Source organism: Paenibacillus bouchesdurhonensis, from assembly GCF_900155685.1.
In the GTDB taxonomy this organism is placed as follows: domain Bacteria; phylum Bacillota; class Bacilli; order Paenibacillales; family Paenibacillaceae; genus Fontibacillus; species Fontibacillus bouchesdurhonensis.
Genome location: NZ_LT732547.1, coordinates 905,970 through 923,933 on the forward strand (window position 1 = coordinate 905,970; position 17,964 = coordinate 923,933).

Consider the following 17,964-nt stretch of genomic DNA (forward strand, 5'->3'; position numbering starts at 1 on the left):
GAGGGAATTTCCTATATAAAGTGCAATCAGTAAGTACTCTTTTTACTTTTTTAAAAGAATTGCAATATTTACATTTTTTCAAAAATGAAGCAAACTGTTAATTAAATGATAAAAAAGTTATTGTTGGATAGTTTAGCAGAAGTATCATTTGAATGATTGGTGATTTTAGGAAGGGACTTGGATACTTATTTATCAAAAGAATTTCTAGAGGGCAGTTAGCAAGAACTTGTTAATAAATGTATGAAACTCAGTCAAAGTGGTACAACAATAGTTCTGATGAGGTGAAATATGGATAATAATTTATTGTTGTCGGTTAATAATTTATGTAAAACGTATACTGCTGCTGAAAGTCGTATATCAGCACTAAAAGATATTACTTTCGATTTAAAAAAAAGTGAGTTGCTGATTGTAATGGGAACAAGCGGCTCTGGAAAAAGTACTCTTCTACAAATTATTGGTGCGCTCGATAGTCCTGATCAGGGGACAATTTCCTTAAACGGCGTTCTCCAAGACAAAATGTTTATGGAGCCGTATGCTACCCAGTACCGAAGTGAAAATATAGGTTTTATATTTCAGTCATTTCATTTACTGAAAGATCTATCGGTTGAAGAAAATATAGCTTTGCCATTAATTCTTAAGGGAGCCAGCGGTTCGGAAATAAAAAGAAAAGTGAATGAAATGCTTGATTTAGTCGGATTAACTTCATGGAGAAAGCAACGGCCTATGCAACTTTCCGGTGGACAGCAACAACGAGTCGCTATCGGCAGATCACTTATCATGAGGCCGCCAATCATACTTGCGGATGAGCCAACGGGAAACTTAGACTTCAATACATCAAGAGAAATTTTAAATGTATTGATAGAGATGAATAAGCAGCTGAACCAAAGTATTATCCTTGTTACGCATGATGCAAATGTCGCCGCTTACGGGGATCGGATATTGTTTTTTCATGATGGCGAGATAGTAGATACATACGTCAAAAATACTGAAGAAGCAGACATGGACTGCATCATGGATAAGTTAAGAAGCATTATGGAGACAGCATCATGATAAGGTCTATTTATGGTATAGCCTTCCGTTTTTTTAAAACAAATCGTTTCATTTCTATTTCCTCGGTTCTTAGTGTAACAATTGCGGTATGTATTATTTTGGTTATGACCATGTTTGTTTCTAATGCCACTCAATCTTACCGTGATGATATAAAAGAATTATATGGAAATATGGATATGATGGTCGGCTTTAACCTGGAACAAGGAAGACAAATTGATTTGAAGTTTTTGGATCAAATAACATCAATTCCAGGGATAGAGCAATCATCTCCTGTCTTGATAGATCGCTTACGGATTGATTTACTTCAAGACGATGTATACACCGTAGGAGCTGAATCTGATGACCTGGTTAAAAGTAAATATGACTTTACTGAGAGTATTTCCGGTAATGAAGCGATTATAAATGCTGGGCTTGCCGAAGCACTAAATATTACAGTAGGTCAGTCTTTAAAAGTCGAAAGTAGAGATTTTATAGTAAAAGAAATATTAGAAGATATTAAAGGTTTGGGACCTGTATCAGACATTCTAATTATACCGAGAAGCACCTTTAAGGAATTGAAGTATACTCTAACAGGTGTTGTAAATGAATCGACCTATATTTTGATTAAGAATCAGCCTAGGATGGACTCTTATGAGATAGCTAGATGGCTTCGGCAAATCGACGAAACTTTAAGAATAGATATTATTGAAGAGGAGCCGGATATTAAGGCTAATTTTCAATCCTTGTGGATATACATCACCTTATTGTCTTTATTAGTAGTATTCATTACCGCACTATTAATCATATCTAACATTCAAACATATTTATACAAATATAAGCAGCAATTCGCGATTATGCGTTCCATGGGTGCAATGACGCACGATTTATTTAAAATTATTTTAATTCAATGCTCAATTATTAACTTAGTGGGGGGAACACTAGGATATATAGCCGCTTTTATCGGATTTAAGTACTCACAGATATGGTTTGAGCAATTGTTTAATATTTCAGTTGAAGCTCTTACTTTTAACTATAGTTTAGCCCTTATTGTTCTGGTGTTAAGTGTAGCTATACTAGAACTATTTATGTTAATACCTGCATATCGTGGTAGTAGAATTTTGCCGCTGCAAATGATGCAAAGTAATGAGCAGGCTGACTTTTCATATTCGAATATGCGGCGTATATTTGGAAGAACAGTTATTTTTTTTGGGTTATTTCTCCTGCCTTTTGGTAAAGTTCTTGCCTCTGCTGATAGTCAGGTTTTACTTATCCTATTAGGATTATTATTCTTGATATTAGGTGTTTTTATATTGTTTCCGTTCTATCTGTCACCGCTATTGATTCGTTTACTGCCATTGATTCAACGTTTATTTGGTAAAGTATCCTTTGTTGCAGTTAAGAATGTAATTCCTCAAGTGAGGAGAAATACATTCGTCATATTTATTTTGAGTTTGACAATGATGATTACTGTTGTTGGATCAACCCTAATGTCAACGATACAGAGAAATGAAGCAAACTATATACGGGGAAATTATCCCACAGATATTGTCATAACAAGTCGGTTTAATGATCCCTCCTTAATTAACTATACAGATCTGAAATCTGCTGCAACTAAGGTTGAGGGCGTTATAGGGGCTAGTACGCTAAGTTCTTATAGCTCGATAAGCTTAATGCATGATGGGAGGTATGTATCTTTCACATATTCTTTAGCAGATTTGAAAGAAATGATGAAGCAAGATTTGTTGCCAAACTATGATAATAATTCAAATGATAATGTTTATATTACTCAGAGGTTTGCATCGAAATATGACATTAGGGAAGGAGATCTATTAGAGCTTGGAATGTATTCTAATGCAATGCAAGAAATTATTTCAAGAGGTCAAGTTACAGTGGCAGGAATAGTGAAGAAATTACCTGGCTCTCTTGGGGACATGCTTATTGATTGGAGCAATGAGTCTTACTTATGGGAATTTACAGTCTTAGATAGAATGTTTATTAATGTGTCTCAGCCGGTCGAGCAGGTTGCTGGTCAATTAGAAACGTTAAAAGGGCAATTCCCCGGAATTCAGATTGATAATTATGAGCAGACAATGCAAGCATCCAAACAAATGTTTTACCAACGCTGGTTCTTATTCATTATTGTACTAGTTGTGATGCTGGTAAGTGTATTAATGGGCGTTATAAATACTTTGGTCAATAATATGCACAATAAGCGTAAAGAGTTGGCGATTCTTCGGACTTTATCTGTAACTCGTAGTGGAATAATTAGGGTTGTTTTAACGCAGGTGATATTATATATTTCCATTGGTTTGCTGCTAGGGGCGGTAATCGGGGTGCTATTAACATATAGTCTAATGTTAATTGATCCTGTGGGTATTTATATTAATTATCAGGCGATGGGAGTCCTCGCAGTTACCGTAACAGGCGTAGTTGTTTTAGTGTTATGGCCGTACTCTATTTATATTGGCCGCAGAAGCTTACCGCATGAACTCACTCAAGATGGCTAAAAAGAATGGCTGCTTTTTCGGAGAGCTTCCGAAAGGCAGCCATTTTGTTGTTGCTTTTCTATTTAAAACGGCTGCCACTTCAGCTTCCTCGCCTTTTCGAAACGTTCGGCAACTTCCGGCCAGTAGACAACCTTCCACCAGTCGGCGATGTATTTGGCCCGCTCGTTCTGGTGCTTCAAGTAATACGCGTGTTCCCAGACATCAAGCGCGAGCAGGGGAACGATATCCCATTGCGATAGATTTTGATGCTTCTCGGCTGTTAAAATTTCCAAACGATGAGCACGCGGGCTCCAGACGAGAATCGCCCAGCCTCCGCCTTCCACTTTATCGGCAGCATTGGTGAACTGATTCTTGAAGGCATCATAGCTGCCGAAATCCTTGCGGATTTGCTCGGCAAGCTCGCCTTCAGGCTTGCCACCCCCTTTGGGATTCATCGTATCCCAGTAGATGGTGTGGAGATAATGGCCTGCGCCGTTAAAGGCCAGCTCCCGCTCCCAATGCTTCACAAGGTCGAAATTGCCCGACTTTCGGGCTTCCTGAAGCTTTTTCTCTGCTTTGTTCAAGTTATCCACGTAGCTCTTGTGGTGAATATCGTGGTGGATTCGTACCGTTTTCTCATCGATATGAGGTTCTAATGCGTTATAAGGGTAGGGTAGAGGAGGCAGCGTATGCCCGCCGATCGGTACGGGATGGTCTGAATTGCGGGAGCTTTCGCCAATGAAATTAGTGTTAAGATTTTCCGGGACAGATGCTTCTGCTTCGGATTCTGAACCAATTGCTAATGAAATTGCCGACAAATCATCCAGTGTAGATGAATTCTGATCGTCCGCTCCAAACGTTTGGTAAGAAGAGGGGGCAATTTGCTGCATGTCTGTAATCGCGGGGATTTCCTCCGTATTTCGCTTTATGGCCCCAGGGGAGTTCAGCGTTTCTAGTACCCCAAGGAAATATTCAGATTCGCGGATAATGTGGAGCAGCACCGTTTTGGCCAGAGGGACGGACTTGACCGCTGCACTGCAATCAAGAATGAAATAAAGCTGTCTTATAAACTCTTGGGACTGCCGGAATGCCGTATCCAATAATTGTTCAGTCTGCTGAATTAATTGCGGGTTACAAGCGGCTTGCTGGGACGATAGGGCGTATTGCAGCAGTTGGTTTGCCACGATTAGAGTCTCTTCAAAAACCTTCTTCCAATCGTCCAACTGCTGGACATAATAGGGTTCAAGCCCCGGAACGATCGCTTTGATGACGTCGGTATGCTCGGCTTCCTGTTGTTTCCAGAAACGGATTTCCTCCAGAATGCGGACAGGCAAATAAGGCCCGTAAACCAATAGCATCGGGTTAGCCTCCTTCACGTTTAATCAACATTAACAGTTTATGCGAGCGAAGGCTTGGACTATGCTATCTGTTACACGGGCTTTGTAAATACTGCTGCTACTGTGCTGGTTTAAAGGTTTCGATCCGGCTAAGGAACTCGGAAACCTTACGTAAATAATCCCTTGGATACTCCCGGAAAATCATCTCATGATAGGAGCCTTCCACGATCCACACCTCGGAAGCCTCGTTCGTCTGATTCTCGGCCAATTTCTCGGCTATCGGATAAGGGGCCTTCTCGTCCTCCGTTCCATGAATGAACAATGTAGGGAACGGATAATCCTTTGATTTGACTTCGGTATATGGAATTTGGCGCATGCTGGTGCCGTTCAATACGGGCAGCAGCAGGCCGATGATCTCAAGGGATGGACGCCGCGGCAGATCGATGTGCTGGCGTATATTATGATACATCGTATCGGGCTCCAGCAAAAAGGTGCTGTCCAGAATCATGCCGTCAATGTCCTCGCTCGATAGCGCGGCCTGCAGAGCCGTTCCCGCTCCCATGGAGAAGGCCCATACGACGATTTCCTCCGCGCCTCGTTGTTTGGCCAGGTTGATCGCCCCGAGCAGCTGCTCCGCTTCTTTTTTGCCGCCCGTGGCTACCTCCTTGCTCTTCTGGGCTGCAAATCCATAGTCAAACATAATGACATTGTAGTTCAGCCGGTTCGCATAATGTGCCAGGTCATACATCGGTACCCAAGGCTCCTCCCGATTCGCGCCGTATCCATGACTAAATACGATGGTTTTACGAGAATCGTCGGCCGGAATGTACCAGCCCTGCATCATGCGGCTGCCGTCAGCTGCTGGGAATAGCACATCCTCATAGGTTAGATTTTTAGATAGCTTTGGGTTAGAATACAGCGGGGCTACGTTAGGATTGGACAATACCCAGGCAATGTAGCCATGAAGAACAATGAAGCAGAACAGCAGGAAAAATAGAGCGGATAACAGCAGAGCGACTATAATATGCTTAAAACTGACATGACGCGTAGTCAGTACATCGATCGCTGGTGATGGAGTGTCTTTCAGTCCGGAATTTAAGGGAAGATCACTCCGGGTTGTTGGGCTCATGTTCTTCCCTCCTCATTATAATTAATATAATATATGCTCGGTGAAGCTCTGGGAATAAAGATGTTTTCAATTAAAGGCATAGTTTTATGTCGAATCAGGGCGATTCTTATAGAATTATCGTAAGGCAATAGGTTTAGAAAAGTCAATGATAGTGTGATAAAGCACACCATCCTGCATTGACGATTTAGAATGGATTACATATAATTTATGTAACCACGTTTCACGTAGTGAAACTTTTGGAGAGGTGAGGTCGGATGGAAGACCGTAAATTAACCGTGCGCGCGGTTGAACGGGCGCTTGATATATTAATGTGCTTTACGAAGGGGAATGAGTTTGGTTTAACGGAAATCGCCAGCAGCATCGGGTTGCATAAAAGCACGGTACACCGGCTGATGACGACGCTGGAGGAGAAGGGGTTCGTCATTCGGGATACGGCCACAGAGAAGTATCGACTCGGGCTAAAAATATGGGAGCTGTCCGCGCATTTATCGCAAAGCGATGATCCGGCCGTCCTGCTGCTTCCGCAAATGGAGCAGCTTCGCGACCGGCTCGGAGAGACCGTCAGCCTGTATTTGCGGGATGGGACGGATCGCTTGAGAATACAAGCGGTTCAGAGCAATCAGGCGATTCGCAGGGTGGCTGCGGTCGGCGCCCGTTTGCCGCTGTACGTCGGCGCATCGAGCAAGGTGCTGGTGGCCTATGCCGAACAATCGGTGTTGCAAGCAGTGCTGGACAGCCCGGACTGGCCGTCAGCTGTGGATAAGTCACAATATGTCGCTCAGCTTCAAGATATTCGGCGGCTCGGATTTGCAACGAGCTATGAGGAGCGGGAGCCCGGGGCAGCGGCGGTGTCGGCGCCGATTTTCGACCGCAGCGGCAAAGTTGCCGCTGCCTTGTCTGTATCGGGTCCGGTCAGCCGGCTGTCGCCAGAGACGCTGATTGAATTCGGCCCTGTGTTGATTGAAGCGGCTCGGGATATGGGCATGATGATTCATGCCTAGCAAGTGAATATATGTAATGGTAAGAAGAGGCTGCGGAGCCTCTTCTTTTGTTTGTCCATCCAAATCTTACGAAAATTAGTCATGATCCGTATGAGGAGTTACCCAACAACAATAATTTGTATATGAAAAATTGTTTAATTTTCCACGTATCATAATTCCTCCAACATTGATAATCTTTAGCTTAAACTATTGAAAGGGGATACAATGTTGAAGCAGACTAAAAAAACAAACCGAATTAAGACAACAGCTATTTTACTTTTGATTTTTGTAACCGCTTTTACGATGCTGTTGCCTGCACCTCATGCTTCTGCGGAGCAGATGATCCAGGTCAATTATCTTCCCCCAGGCGGTGAGAATTGGAATAAGCTTCGTGATATCGAAATTAAAGACAACGGCTGGGGCTACGGTGCAACGGTCACTGAGCAGGTGTATTTAGAGCAGGATGGACGCAAAGTTGAAACGAATGACTGGTGGGCTGATCAATTAGTGATCAATGGCTGGCAGTCCTTTGATCTTAGCCCTTATTATGAAAACGGCACATTGGAGTTCGATATCGTCGGTGAAGAAGGCGGAGAAACATTCAATATCGGCTTTCGTGATGTCGTACATGAAAGATTAGATGGCAATGGAGACTTTTTCATGGATAATGATGGATCGCCAGAGGAAACGAGCATTGATGCGCAGGTCAATGTTGGCGATTACATCCAGGTAACAACCGAATGGCAGCATGTCTCCATTCCGCTCAAGAATATTTTTGAAAGCGACCCTCTGTTCGATGCAAGCAAAGTTCAACTGTTCAAAATGTCCGGCAATGACACCCCGATTACTTTCTGGATTGCGAATATCAAGGTAATTTCGCCAGATGTGGAAAGAAGCTATGCACCAATTAAGGTCAATCAGGTCGGCTACTTGAACTATGGTGAGAAGTACGCAAATGTAAGCGGTTACTACAATGAGTTGTCCGCTGTTGTAGGCACGCCGTTTCAAGTGAGACGAACTGCGGATGATAGTGTGGCCTATACTGGCTTGCTGACTTTAGTTGCCGCGTATGACGAATTGTCCGGCGAGAAAGTGTTAAAGGCCGATTTCTCCTCGTTGAATGAAATTGGCAAGTATTATATTACTGTCGATGGTGTCTCTGAGCCGTCCGTGCATTTTGAAATCGGGCCCGACGTATATGACGACCTGTTTAAGGACGTTCAGAAATTCTTTTACTATCAAAGAGCGAACGTTGATTTGCTTCCTGAACATGCGGGAGAATTTGCTCGTACCGGGTTACATAAAGATGCTGACGCCAATCTTCCTCTCCAATCCAATCCGAGTGTGACGATGGATGTGTATGGGGGCTGGTGGGATGCTGGAGATATGGGTAAGTATGTAACCGCCGCCGCCACCGCTGTAAACGACTTGATGTGGGCTTATGAAAGCTTCCCGCATCAATTTACAGATGGTCAACTAAACATTCCTGAGAGCGGGAACGGCCTCCCGGATCTGCTGGATGAAATCAAGGTTGAAACTGACTTCTTCTTGAAGATGCAAGAGCAAACGTCTGGTGGATTTTATCCATATGTGCTTCGTGAACCTGCGCCTGAACGCTTCATCATCGATGGAAATGGACCGGATAGTATCATTCCGACAGCGCAAACTGCCACAACTGTAGGGGCATTGGCGCATGCTTATATCGTAATGAAAGATGTGCCTGGCTTGGAGGATTATGCGGATACACTACTTGCCTCTGCAGTTAGAGGATGGAATTATCTTGAAGCGCATCCTGAGTTTATTGGTCAAGCAAAGGATCCTAAAAACGATAACGGGCCTTACTACGATGATGACGACTCAAATGATCGCTTTTATGCGGCAGCCGTGTTGTATAGAGCTACAGGTGAAGCTAGATACAGCGATTATGTTGTAGCAAACTATCAAGCATTCGAATCCAAATTCGAGGCGACTGACTTCTCACACGGGATCGGCAGTCTGGAGCAGATCGGTTTCTATCATTACATCAGTGGCCCGGCTCCAAGTGAAGAAGTAAAAGCATGGTTCGTGCCGAAGTTCAATGAATGGAGAAATACCGTTATTGAAACAGCAACACAAGGTGCGGTATGGCGCAACTCCACGAATAAAGGATTCTATTGGGGCGCCAATTCCAACGTGGCTGGAGTTGCGATCAGCTTAGATATTGGTAGCCGCGTGACCGGAGAATATGATGAACGCATGATTCAAGTAGCCAGCGGCAACCTGAACTATCTGCTTGGTATTAATCCGCTGCAGCTCAGCTTTATTACGGGCCACGGGGAGAATCGCGTTCACATTACGCATCATGAAATTTATATGAGAGACTTTATTAAGGAAATGCCAAACGGCTATATGCCAGGCGGCCCGAACAATAGCAGCGAAAAGTTAAACTTCCCTGCCAAAGCGTACAATCAAGCGACTGTCGATTGGGAGAGCAACGAGCAGGCGTTGAATTATAACTCGCCGCTCATCTACTTGACCGCATTGTTGGCTGATGTAAAAAATCAGACGTTCTCTGAAAGCATCCAGCTAGACAGCGCAAACGGCAAATTGTATGTCGGTGAGACAACAAAAGTGACAGCAACTGTAACGCCGAATGACGCATCCTTCAAGAAGCTGCGGATTGCTTCTGCTGACGAGAATGTTGCTAAGGTTAGCAATGTGATTTACAAAGAAGAAACTGGCATTACAGCGTTTAATGTAACAGCAGTTAACAAAGGGAATACAGAGATCCTCGTTGAATCGTTGGACGGTAGAATCCAAGCAAGCTATCAGGTTGAGGTTACTTCCAGCAGCGATTCTTCTGGCTCAGGCTCGGGCTCCGGTTCCTCGTCCGTGGAATCAGGACACAGCGGATCGGGAACAGTAACCGACTCCCCAACGAAGAGTGATAAGCAGGATGGCACAGTGTCTGTGACCCTTGAAAGCTTGGAGGAAGCAGCAAGCAACGCTAAAAACGGGAAAATGACGATTCCGGTCAATACAGCAAGCGGCTTGAAGAAAGTCGATGTAGAGCTGCCAGCCGACTGGTTTGCCACTATGGATGCTGCTTCTATTCAATCCATTTCGATTGAGGCGCTGGGTGTCACTGTTGAGCTTAGTCAGGCATATCTGAAGGCGTTGCCCCTAGAGGGGGCGCGTAAGCTTTCGATCGGTATTGCAGTTATCGCTTCGGAGGAGCTTTCTGCCGGAGTACGTGCACTTGCCGGAGACAGCCAAGTCTATGAAATTACACTGACGGTAGACAATGCACGTATCCAAGAGATTGACTATCCGGTGACGATAAAGCTTCCTTATAAGTTGAAGGAAGGGGAAAACCCAAACCAGGTTGTTCTTTACAATGTAGAAAACGGTATAGAACTCGTCAATAATGGTATTTTTGATAAAAAGTCAGAGAAAATCAGCTTTCTGCTGAAGAATTTCGGAAAATATGCGGCTGTGTACTCGGATGTTAATTTTAATGATATTGACGCTCTGCCAACTATAACAAGCGATGCCATCCGTGCGATCGCTGCTAGAGGTGTCGTTATCGGCAAAGAGCCAGGCAAATATGATCCATATGGAAAATTGACAAGAGCAGAATTTATGCAGATGCTGGTGAAGTTCTTCAATGTTGCCGATCATGATGCTACTAGCAAATTTACCGATGTCAAGGAGGGCGCTTGGTATTACAGAGCGGTGGCATCGGCTGAGAAGCTCGGTATTGCTCAAGGCAAAACCGATGGCACGTTTGGCAGGAACGATGTCCTGACTAGACAGGATATGGCGGTTCTTCTTCATCGTGCACTTCTCGCTAGCGGCCATTCCCTGCAGGCGGGTGGACAGGCTGTTCCAGCCTTCACCGATGAAGCGGATATTGCTGTATATGCGAAGAAAGCGGTTGAATCACTGAAACAAGCCAAAGTACTGGAAGTAGAGGCAAACGGAAGCTATGAACCGAAGTCGCAAATCAACCGTGCGGAAGCTGCAGTTTTGATGTATAACTTGTTGCATATTATGAATAATTAATCGAAATGGACATGCCTTCAGCAGTTCTTTTTAGAGCGGACAGGGTTAACTCTGCTTTCACGAAAGCTGAACTAACAAAATAGCAATTAGGGCCGCAGAGGTTTGATCTGCGGCCTTATTTCATAGAATCTGCACGATGTATTCATAGCTATGAATTTTTTATAAAAGGTTTTAGAGCTAGTATGCCAATCTCAAAAAAAGGAGGGAGCATCTTGGTAGCGTTATCCGCCTAGGAAGATAGCGAGGACGACGGGGATTGCAATAGCGATCGGAACAACCCAAATCAATGGATGGGCGAAGTTGAGCGTCCAGCCGATGCCGACTCTTTTTTCCACAAAGAATGAAGGGTCATCCGGATTATAATAAAGAGCCCCGAGCTTCCAATAATCGTCGTCGTTGGCAGGCTGAACCGGTGAGCCGGTCTCTGAGCGTTCAACCCTGCTGCCGCCTTGCCCGGTCGTAAAGGAGAGAGCTACAGCGAAAAGGACGACGAAGGCGGGAATGAGCAGGCTGACAAGCATGACGATGCTGTTCTCGAGCGAGTGTATCATATTCAACTGAATGAATGAGAACAGGCTGAGGAGAGCTAAAGCAGACAATAGGGTGAAGAGCGACCAGCGGCGGCGGAAGATCATGTTTTGCCGAAGGGAGCGCTCTGGATTTCCGGCATTAAGCTGTTGCTTGCTCCGCTGGATACTCCAGTTCACAAAGATGAATAAAGCAATAATTAGCAATTGCATGATGTTAGGAAATAATACCGTTGCATAAGATTTTGCCGCGCTGTTGATGACATTGCCCTGCATATCGAACTTCATCGCGATTTCTGCGGGGATTCTGTCATAGTACACGAGGGCTGCGGCTGTGCTGATCAATGTCAGGCCAACATGAATCCAATACCATTTATTTGAGACAACCAGTTTCTGGCGGTGGAAGGAAGTATCGACGGCTAACACTGTTTTTCCTTTGGCCGTAGCGGGAAGGGAAGCCTTGATTTTCTTCATTTTGAAATGAAAGCGCAAATTGAGTGTGATCGAAATGAGAACGATGAGGCTGATGACGGCACTCAGCAAAGCACCTTGAAGGGCTGCATTGCTCAGCATGGAAGCGTAAAGTCCGGCAAAGAGCAGGGGAATGTATACGGCTAAGCTGATCCATGCGTACCGCTTACGCATTTGACGAAGCGGCTCGCTGCGAAATGTCTCCTCGCTGACCGAAATGCCAAAGCTTACTGTCTCTCTCGTTAAATAAGGCATGAAAGCAAGGGTAGCTACAATGGGAATAAACATGAACACGAGCATAAGGGTAAACAAAATGGGCATTATGCATTCTCCTTTTCGCCATCGGTCTCTGTAATTTCTCTATGGATTTGTTCGAGCAGATCCATTAACTGCTGTTTGTCCATCCCTCGGCATATCGCCTCAGCAACGATCGGTTTCAACTGACTGTGCTGCTTCAGCATGAAATCCTTCGTAACCGGGGGCATGCCATCCGGATCAACGACGACGCCGCGCTGGCGGTGCACTTGAATATAACCGTCCTGCTTGAGCAGGGTATAAGCCTTGTTTACGGTATGAAGGTTAATGCCGATATCCGAGGCCAAGCTCCGAACCGAAGGAAGCGGCTCGCCCAGCTTCAATCGTCCGCTGGCAATGCCTTCGATGATTTGGTTGACCAGTTGGGTATAAATGGGAACATCCGATTGCATATCCAGTTCAATGATCAATATGACACCCCCTAACTAATATTTGTTATACAACTAATATAACAGTTAATACGAGTATAGACAATATTTTTTTGAAAAAAAAGAATGTCCCACCCTAAATCGGGTAGGACATCCGTTAGAACAGATGATGATCTTAAATTAATTGCCCGCTTGGATCATTTGACGCAATACGGTTTGCAGAATACCGCCGTTATGGTAGTAATCCACATCGACCATGCTGTCGAGGCGAGCAGTCGCCATAAATTCAAATTGCGTGCCGTCTTGGCGAGTAGCTACAACGGTCAACTCCTGGCCAGGCTTGACGTCATTACTGAGTCCGATGATGTCGAACGACTCTGTGCCATCAATACCTAGCGTCTTCCAGCCATGCCCCTCTTGGAATTGGAGTGGAAGAACGCCCATGCCGACCAGGTTGCTGCGGTGAATCCGCTCGAAGCTTTCGGCGATGACGGCTTTCACGCCAAGCAGGTAGGTTCCTTTGGCAGCCCAGTCACGGGAGCTTCCCGTACCGTATTCTTTACCAGCGATAACGACGAGGCTTTGTCCGTTCGCTTGATAATTCATCGAAGCGTCGTAGATCGACATAAGCTCATCCGTAGGCAAGTACTTCGTTACGCCGCCTTCGGTACCAGGAGCAACCTGATTCCGAATCCGAATGTTGGCGAACGTGCCGCGCATCATGACTTCGTGGTTACCGCGGCGAGAGCCGTAGGAGTTGAAATCCTTGCGGGCTACGCCATGATCGTTCAAGTAAATGCCTGCCGGGCTCGTAGGCGAAATGTTACCCGCTGGCGAGATATGGTCGGTAGTCACCGAATCCCCAAGCAGAGCTAGTACGCGGGCGCTGCGAATGTCAGCGATGTCCTGCAGTCCCTCGCCGATTTTCTCAAAGAATGGCGGGTTCTGAATGTAAGTGGATTTCTCATCCCACTCATACAATTCGCCTTCTGGAACAGGAATTGCATTCCAGCGCTCGTTTTGCGTAAATACGTTTTCGTATTTGCTGCGGAACATTTCCGGTTTTACAGAAAGGCCGATCGCTTCCTTGATTTCCGTCGAAGTTGGCCAGATATCCTTCAGATATACCGGCTGATCGTTCTGATCGTATCCGATTGGATCGTTCTGCAGATCGATATCGACAGTTCCCGCTAGCGCGTAAGCGACAACAAGCGGTGGTGAAGCCAGATAGTTGGCTTTCACTTGAGCGTGTACGCGGCCTTCAAAGTTCCGGTTACCGGACAGTACGGCTGCTACAGTAAGGTCGTTGTCGGCGATCGCCGCGCTAACCTCATCCGGAAGTGGACCGGAGTTACCGATACAAGTCGCGCAGCCGTAACCGGCAACGTGGAAGCCTAGTGCTTCGAAGGATTCGATGAGACCGGCTTTCTCCAAGTATTCGGTAACGACAAGGGAGCCTGGCGTCAAGCTGCTCTTCACATAACCTGGCTTCTTAAGACCGCGCTCGACTGCTTTCTTCGCCAGCAATCCAGCACCGATCATAACGCTTGGGTTGGAAGTGTTCGTACAGCTCGTAATCGCGGCGATCGCAACGGCGCCTGTTCCCAGCTCGCTTGTACTGCCGTCAGGATGCTTCACGGTTACTTTTTGATTGATCTTCTCATCGCTAAGTCCGTATCCGCCTTTATCGATTGGAGTCCGGATTACGTCGTTGAAGTTTTTCTTCATCTCCGTCAGTTCAATACGATCCTGCGGACGTTTAGGACCTGCAAGACTAGGTACGACAGAAGCGAGATCCAGCTCGATTAGATCCGTAAACTCAGGGTCTACGGTGCTGCTCGTACGGAACATGCCTTGCGCTTTGTAGTAAGCTTCAACGAGAGCGATTTGCTCCTCGGAGCGGCCTGTGCTTCGCAGATAAGCCAGCGTCTCGTCGTCGACTGGGAAGTAGCCGACTGTAGCGCCGTATTCAGGTGCCATGTTAGCCACCGTTGCGCGGTCAGCCAGACTGATATTGGCAAGACCCGGTCCATAGAACTCAACGAATTTGCCGACAACGCCTTTCTTACGCAGCATTTGCGTAACGGTTAGAGCGAGGTCGGTTGCCGTAGCGCCTTCGGTCAGGCTGCCCACCAGCTTGAAGCCGATAACTTCAGGGGCAACGAAATACAGCGGCTGACCAAGCATGCCGGCTTCGGCCTCGATACCGCCAACTCCCCAGCCAACGACACCAAGTCCGTTGATCATTGTCGTATGGGAGTCGGTTCCGACGAGAGAATCTGGGAATACGACGGTTTCGCCGTCAATCGTCTTGGTAGCGGCAACCGAAGCGAGATACTCCAGGTTGACCTGGTGAACGATGCCCGTAGCCGGAGGAACAGCACGGAAGTTATTGAAGGCGGTTTGTGCCCAGCGAAGGAAGCGATAGCGCTCCTCGTTACGCTCGAACTCAACCTTCATGTTGTATTCCAGAGCTTCCGGCGTACCGAATGCATCGACCATAACGGAGTGGTCAATAACGAGATCAACCGGTACGAGCGGGTTGATCTGCTTCGGATCTCCGCCAGCTTTCTTAACGGTATCGCGCATGGCAGCAAGGTCGACAACGACAGGAACGCCCGTAAAATCCTGAAGAACGATACGGGCTGGAATAAACGGAATCTCTTTATTCTCGTCCCGGCCTTCGCTCCAGCCGGCGATTTGCTTCACATGCTCTTCAGTAATCGCTCTGCCGTCAAATTGCCGAACGGCTGCTTCAAGCAGCACTTTAATGGAGAATGGCAGCTTGGAGATCGGGCCGAGTCCTTGCTCTTCCAACAATTGCAGATCATAGTAACGGTAGTTCTTCCCGCCGACTTCAAGGCTGCGGGAAACAGAGAAAAAATCTTTCGTTGACATGAATGTACCTCCTTGTTTCACTAGATGAAACGGTATTTCAAAATTATCACTACATTAAGTATACCGTCCTCCTTGTTGCGAGTAAAGAACTTTTTGTTGGTAGATCGCCTGTTCTTTGCAGCATATGACGCTGATCCAGCGCTTTTTTTCCGGCACATACTCGTTCCTGTTTCTTCATATAAATGGGAATGATGAGGAGGGATTTCAAAGTGAGTGATGAATGGAGAAGAACGTTATCCCTATATGTAAATCAGCACAATCAGGATGAGGTTGACTATCGTCCACGTCATGCGCACACCGAAGCCATCGTGGCTGACTTGGAATATTTGCTGCGCAGCGGTGAGCGAAAGCGCAGGCTTGAGGAATGGTATAAAGAACGCTGCGCGACCCCGCTTCGTTGTGAGACACGAGCCAGACTGCTGCGAGAAATCGAGAATCGCGCCGGCCAAATGGAGGTGGAGCTGCAGTTAGCCCGCAAGACATCTTATGAAAAAGGGGGCGCTCGACACCAGGAGGAAATTATCGATAGGCAGCGTCTGACGCTTGAGCGGGAGGACAACGGGTGGATTATTACGCGGATCGAGCAGCCCTTAAATGAGCGCCATGCTCCGTTTAAGCTGCCTGCGGAGGCTGCCAGCGGGGAGGGGGGCAGCTCTGGGACGCAGCCAGGCCCCTATCTTAACAAACAGCTGCTCGGTACCCGAAGCTCGCGAACTGCTCCCTATCGACGCGAGGATGCCGTATTGTATGCGGATCGCTGGTGGGATGGATATAACCCGGAATTTGCCGCATTTGAGGTGGATTGTACGAATTATATATCCCAGAGTCTCTTTGCAGGAGGAGCCCCAATAAACTATACTGGAAAAAGAGAATCAGGCTGGTGGTATAAAGGATATGTCAAGGGGCGCGAGGCATGGAGCTACAGCTGGTCTGTCGCCAATGCCCTGGAACGCTTATTGACCTACAGCAGCTCAGGACTCCAAGCAGAAGCTGTGGATCGACCCGAACAGCTTCAGTTGGGAGATGTCATCATTTATGATTGGGACGGGGACGGAAATTACCAGCACAGCACGATTGTGACCGCGTTCGATGCGGGCGGCATGCCGCTGGTGAATGCCCATACGACTCCAAGCAAGCATCGTTACTGGGATTATCGGGATTCATACGCCTGGAGCGAGAGCACCGTATACCGTTTTTTTCGGATTGCGGATTATTTTTGAAGATGATTCATCCAGAAAACGCGAACCGCGAACATTATGACGATCAAAGAAAGAGGTTACTCATGGGACAAGACAAACTCACCGTTGGACTTATATACGGCGGTAAATCAGGAGAACACGAAGTATCTCTGCAAACGGCCCTGGCGGTTTCACAGGCATTTAACTACGATAAATACGAGATACTGCCTTTTTATATTACGAAGCGCGGAGAATGGCGGGTTGGAAGCAAGCTCTCCGCTCCATTTGGGGCTTTGGAAGAACTGAAGCTGGAGAATGGGGCAAAGGACACGTCAACTGCCGTCAATTTGTTGTTCGAGAAGCTAGCCACAGGTGCTGGCACTATAGATGTCGTATTTCCATTGCTGCATGGCACATATGGCGAAGACGGCACGATCCAGGGCTTATTTGAAATGGCAGACCTACCGTATGTAGGCGCAGGTGTATTGGCTTCGGCGGCTGGAATGGACAAAGTAGCCATGAAGAAGCTTTTTGCAGAGGCGGGGCTTTCGCAATGTGAATATTGTTATTTTACGGCATCCGAATGGAGCCGGGGCAGACATGCAATCATTCAGCATATTGAAGAGAAGCTGGACTATCCCTGCTTCGTAAAACCGGCCAATTTAGGCTCCAGCGTCGGTATATCCAAAGCTAGATCGCGTGAGGAATTGCTGACTTCCATAAGTACGGCGCTTCGCTATGATACGAAAGTGATCGTGGAGGAATTCGTGGATGCCCGCGAGATTGAGGTCGGGGTGCTTGGAAATGATGAGCCTATGGCATCGGTTCCGGGAGAAGTCGTATCTTCAAGCGAATATTATGACTATCAGGCCAAATATTTGGATGGCAAATCGCAAATGCTAATTCCGGCAGAGCTGGATACGGAGCTTGCGGAAGAGATTCGGGATTTGGCGGTCAGGGCATTTAAAGCGATTTCTGGCAGCGGGCTGTGCCGAGCGGACTTTTTCGTGAAGAAATCGGATCAGACGATATGGATCAACGAAGTGAACACGATGCCCGGGTTTACGCCTTACAGCATGTACCCGCTGCTTTGGCGAGAGACGGGAGTCTCTTATGAATCGCTGCTGGATCGGTTGATTAATCTGGCTTTGGAGCGGTATGAGGCCAAGCAGAACCTGAATTTTGAGAATGGCGTTCAATAA

The 17,964-nt window shown here is 46.5% G+C and carries 11 protein-coding genes; 6 read left to right on the forward strand and 5 right to left on the reverse strand.

Translation table 11 applies throughout. The features are described from left to right. The first annotated feature begins 288 nt into the window (after positions 1-288). Both CZ379_RS03765 and CZ379_RS03770 read left to right on the forward strand, forming a co-directional pair. Positions 289-1,050 carry an ABC transporter ATP-binding protein gene (locus CZ379_RS03765; RefSeq protein WP_110930384.1) on the forward strand — a complete coding sequence of 254 codons (762 nt, stop codon included), beginning with the start codon at positions 289-291 and terminating at the stop codon, positions 1,048-1,050. Then, entirely contained in the window at positions 1,047-3,536 is a 2,490-nt protein-coding gene (locus tag CZ379_RS03770) for an FtsX-like permease family protein (protein WP_110930385.1), read from the forward strand. The genes CZ379_RS03765 and CZ379_RS03770 overlap by 4 nt, the downstream gene beginning before the upstream one ends. Positions 3,537-3,598: 62 nt before the next feature. On the opposite strand, the gene CZ379_RS03775 is transcribed toward CZ379_RS03770, so the two are convergent. Next, positions 3,599-4,873, reverse strand: coding sequence for a Fe-Mn family superoxide dismutase (locus tag CZ379_RS03775; protein ID WP_110930386.1), 1,275 nt, complete (start codon positions 4,871-4,873; stop codon positions 3,599-3,601). Between the two features lie 97 nt (positions 4,874-4,970). Continuing rightward, positions 4,971-5,981 carry an alpha/beta hydrolase gene (locus CZ379_RS03780; RefSeq protein WP_110930387.1) on the reverse strand — a complete coding sequence of 337 codons (1,011 nt, stop codon included), beginning with the start codon at positions 5,979-5,981 and terminating at the stop codon, positions 4,971-4,973. Positions 5,982-6,235: 254 nt separating this feature from the next. On the opposite strand from CZ379_RS03780, the gene CZ379_RS03785 reads away from it, so the two are divergent. Continuing rightward, positions 6,236-6,982, forward strand: coding sequence for an IclR family transcriptional regulator (locus CZ379_RS03785; protein WP_110930388.1), 747 nt, complete (start codon positions 6,236-6,238; stop codon positions 6,980-6,982). Positions 6,983-7,189: 207 nt separating this feature from the next. Then, complete coding sequence (locus CZ379_RS03790; RefSeq protein ID WP_199925435.1) at positions 7,190-11,005, forward strand: glycoside hydrolase family 9 protein; 3,816 nt, start codon at positions 7,190-7,192, stop codon at positions 11,003-11,005. A gap of 221 nt (positions 11,006-11,226) precedes the next feature. Here CZ379_RS03790 and CZ379_RS03795 read toward each other — a convergent pair whose 3' ends face one another. The 3 genes from CZ379_RS03795 to acnA all read right to left on the reverse strand — a co-directional run bounded on the left by CZ379_RS03795 (position 11,227) and on the right by acnA (position 15,584). Beyond that, positions 11,227-12,324 (reverse strand): DUF1648 domain-containing protein, encoded by a 1,098-nt coding sequence (locus CZ379_RS03795; protein ID WP_110930390.1) that lies wholly within the window; start codon positions 12,322-12,324, stop codon positions 11,227-11,229. Continuing rightward, the gene (locus CZ379_RS03800) at positions 12,324-12,728 is read right to left on the reverse strand and encodes a GntR family transcriptional regulator (protein WP_110930391.1); all 405 of its coding nucleotides are present in this window, start codon (positions 12,726-12,728) and stop codon (positions 12,324-12,326) included. The genes CZ379_RS03795 and CZ379_RS03800 overlap by 1 nt, the downstream gene beginning before the upstream one ends. Positions 12,729-12,866: 138 nt before the next feature. Beyond that, on the reverse strand, positions 12,867-15,584 hold the full coding sequence (acnA, locus tag CZ379_RS03805; protein WP_110930392.1) for an aconitate hydratase AcnA: 2,718 nt from the start codon (positions 15,582-15,584) through the stop codon (positions 12,867-12,869). A 188-nt stretch (positions 15,585-15,772) separates the two neighbouring features. Between acnA and CZ379_RS03810 the strand changes: the two genes are divergently transcribed. Continuing rightward, positions 15,773-16,804, forward strand: a complete 1,032-nt coding sequence (locus tag CZ379_RS03810; protein ID WP_110930393.1) for an amidase domain-containing protein — start codon at positions 15,773-15,775, stop codon at positions 16,802-16,804. 62 nt (positions 16,805-16,866) lie between these two features. After that, complete coding sequence (locus CZ379_RS03815; protein ID WP_110930394.1) at positions 16,867-17,964, forward strand: D-alanine--D-alanine ligase; 1,098 nt, start codon at positions 16,867-16,869, stop codon at positions 17,962-17,964.

What these genes read in the sequence shown, in the direction of transcription:
- CZ379_RS03765 (WP_110930384.1), top strand. Translation starts at nt 289, where the DNA reads ATGGATAATAATTTATTGTTGTCGGTTAATAATTTATGTAAAACGTAT.
- CZ379_RS03770 (WP_110930385.1), top strand. Translation starts at nt 1,047, where the DNA reads ATGATAAGGTCTATTTATGGTATAGCCTTCCGTTTTTTTAAAACAAAT.
- CZ379_RS03775 (WP_110930386.1), bottom strand. Translation starts at nt 4,873, where the DNA reads ATGCTATTGGTTTACGGGCCTTATTTGCCTGTCCGCATTCTGGAGGAA.
- CZ379_RS03780 (WP_110930387.1), bottom strand. Translation starts at nt 5,981, where the DNA reads ATGAGCCCAACAACCCGGAGTGATCTTCCCTTAAATTCCGGACTGAAA.
- CZ379_RS03785 (WP_110930388.1), top strand. Translation starts at nt 6,236, where the DNA reads ATGGAAGACCGTAAATTAACCGTGCGCGCGGTTGAACGGGCGCTTGAT.
- CZ379_RS03795 (WP_110930390.1), bottom strand. Translation starts at nt 12,324, where the DNA reads ATGCCCATTTTGTTTACCCTTATGCTCGTGTTCATGTTTATTCCCATT.
- acnA (WP_110930392.1), bottom strand. Translation starts at nt 15,584, where the DNA reads ATGTCAACGAAAGATTTTTTCTCTGTTTCCCGCAGCCTTGAAGTCGGC.
- CZ379_RS03810 (WP_110930393.1), top strand. Translation starts at nt 15,773, where the DNA reads ATGATGAGGAGGGATTTCAAAGTGAGTGATGAATGGAGAAGAACGTTA.
- CZ379_RS03815 (WP_110930394.1), top strand. Translation starts at nt 16,867, where the DNA reads ATGGGACAAGACAAACTCACCGTTGGACTTATATACGGCGGTAAATCA.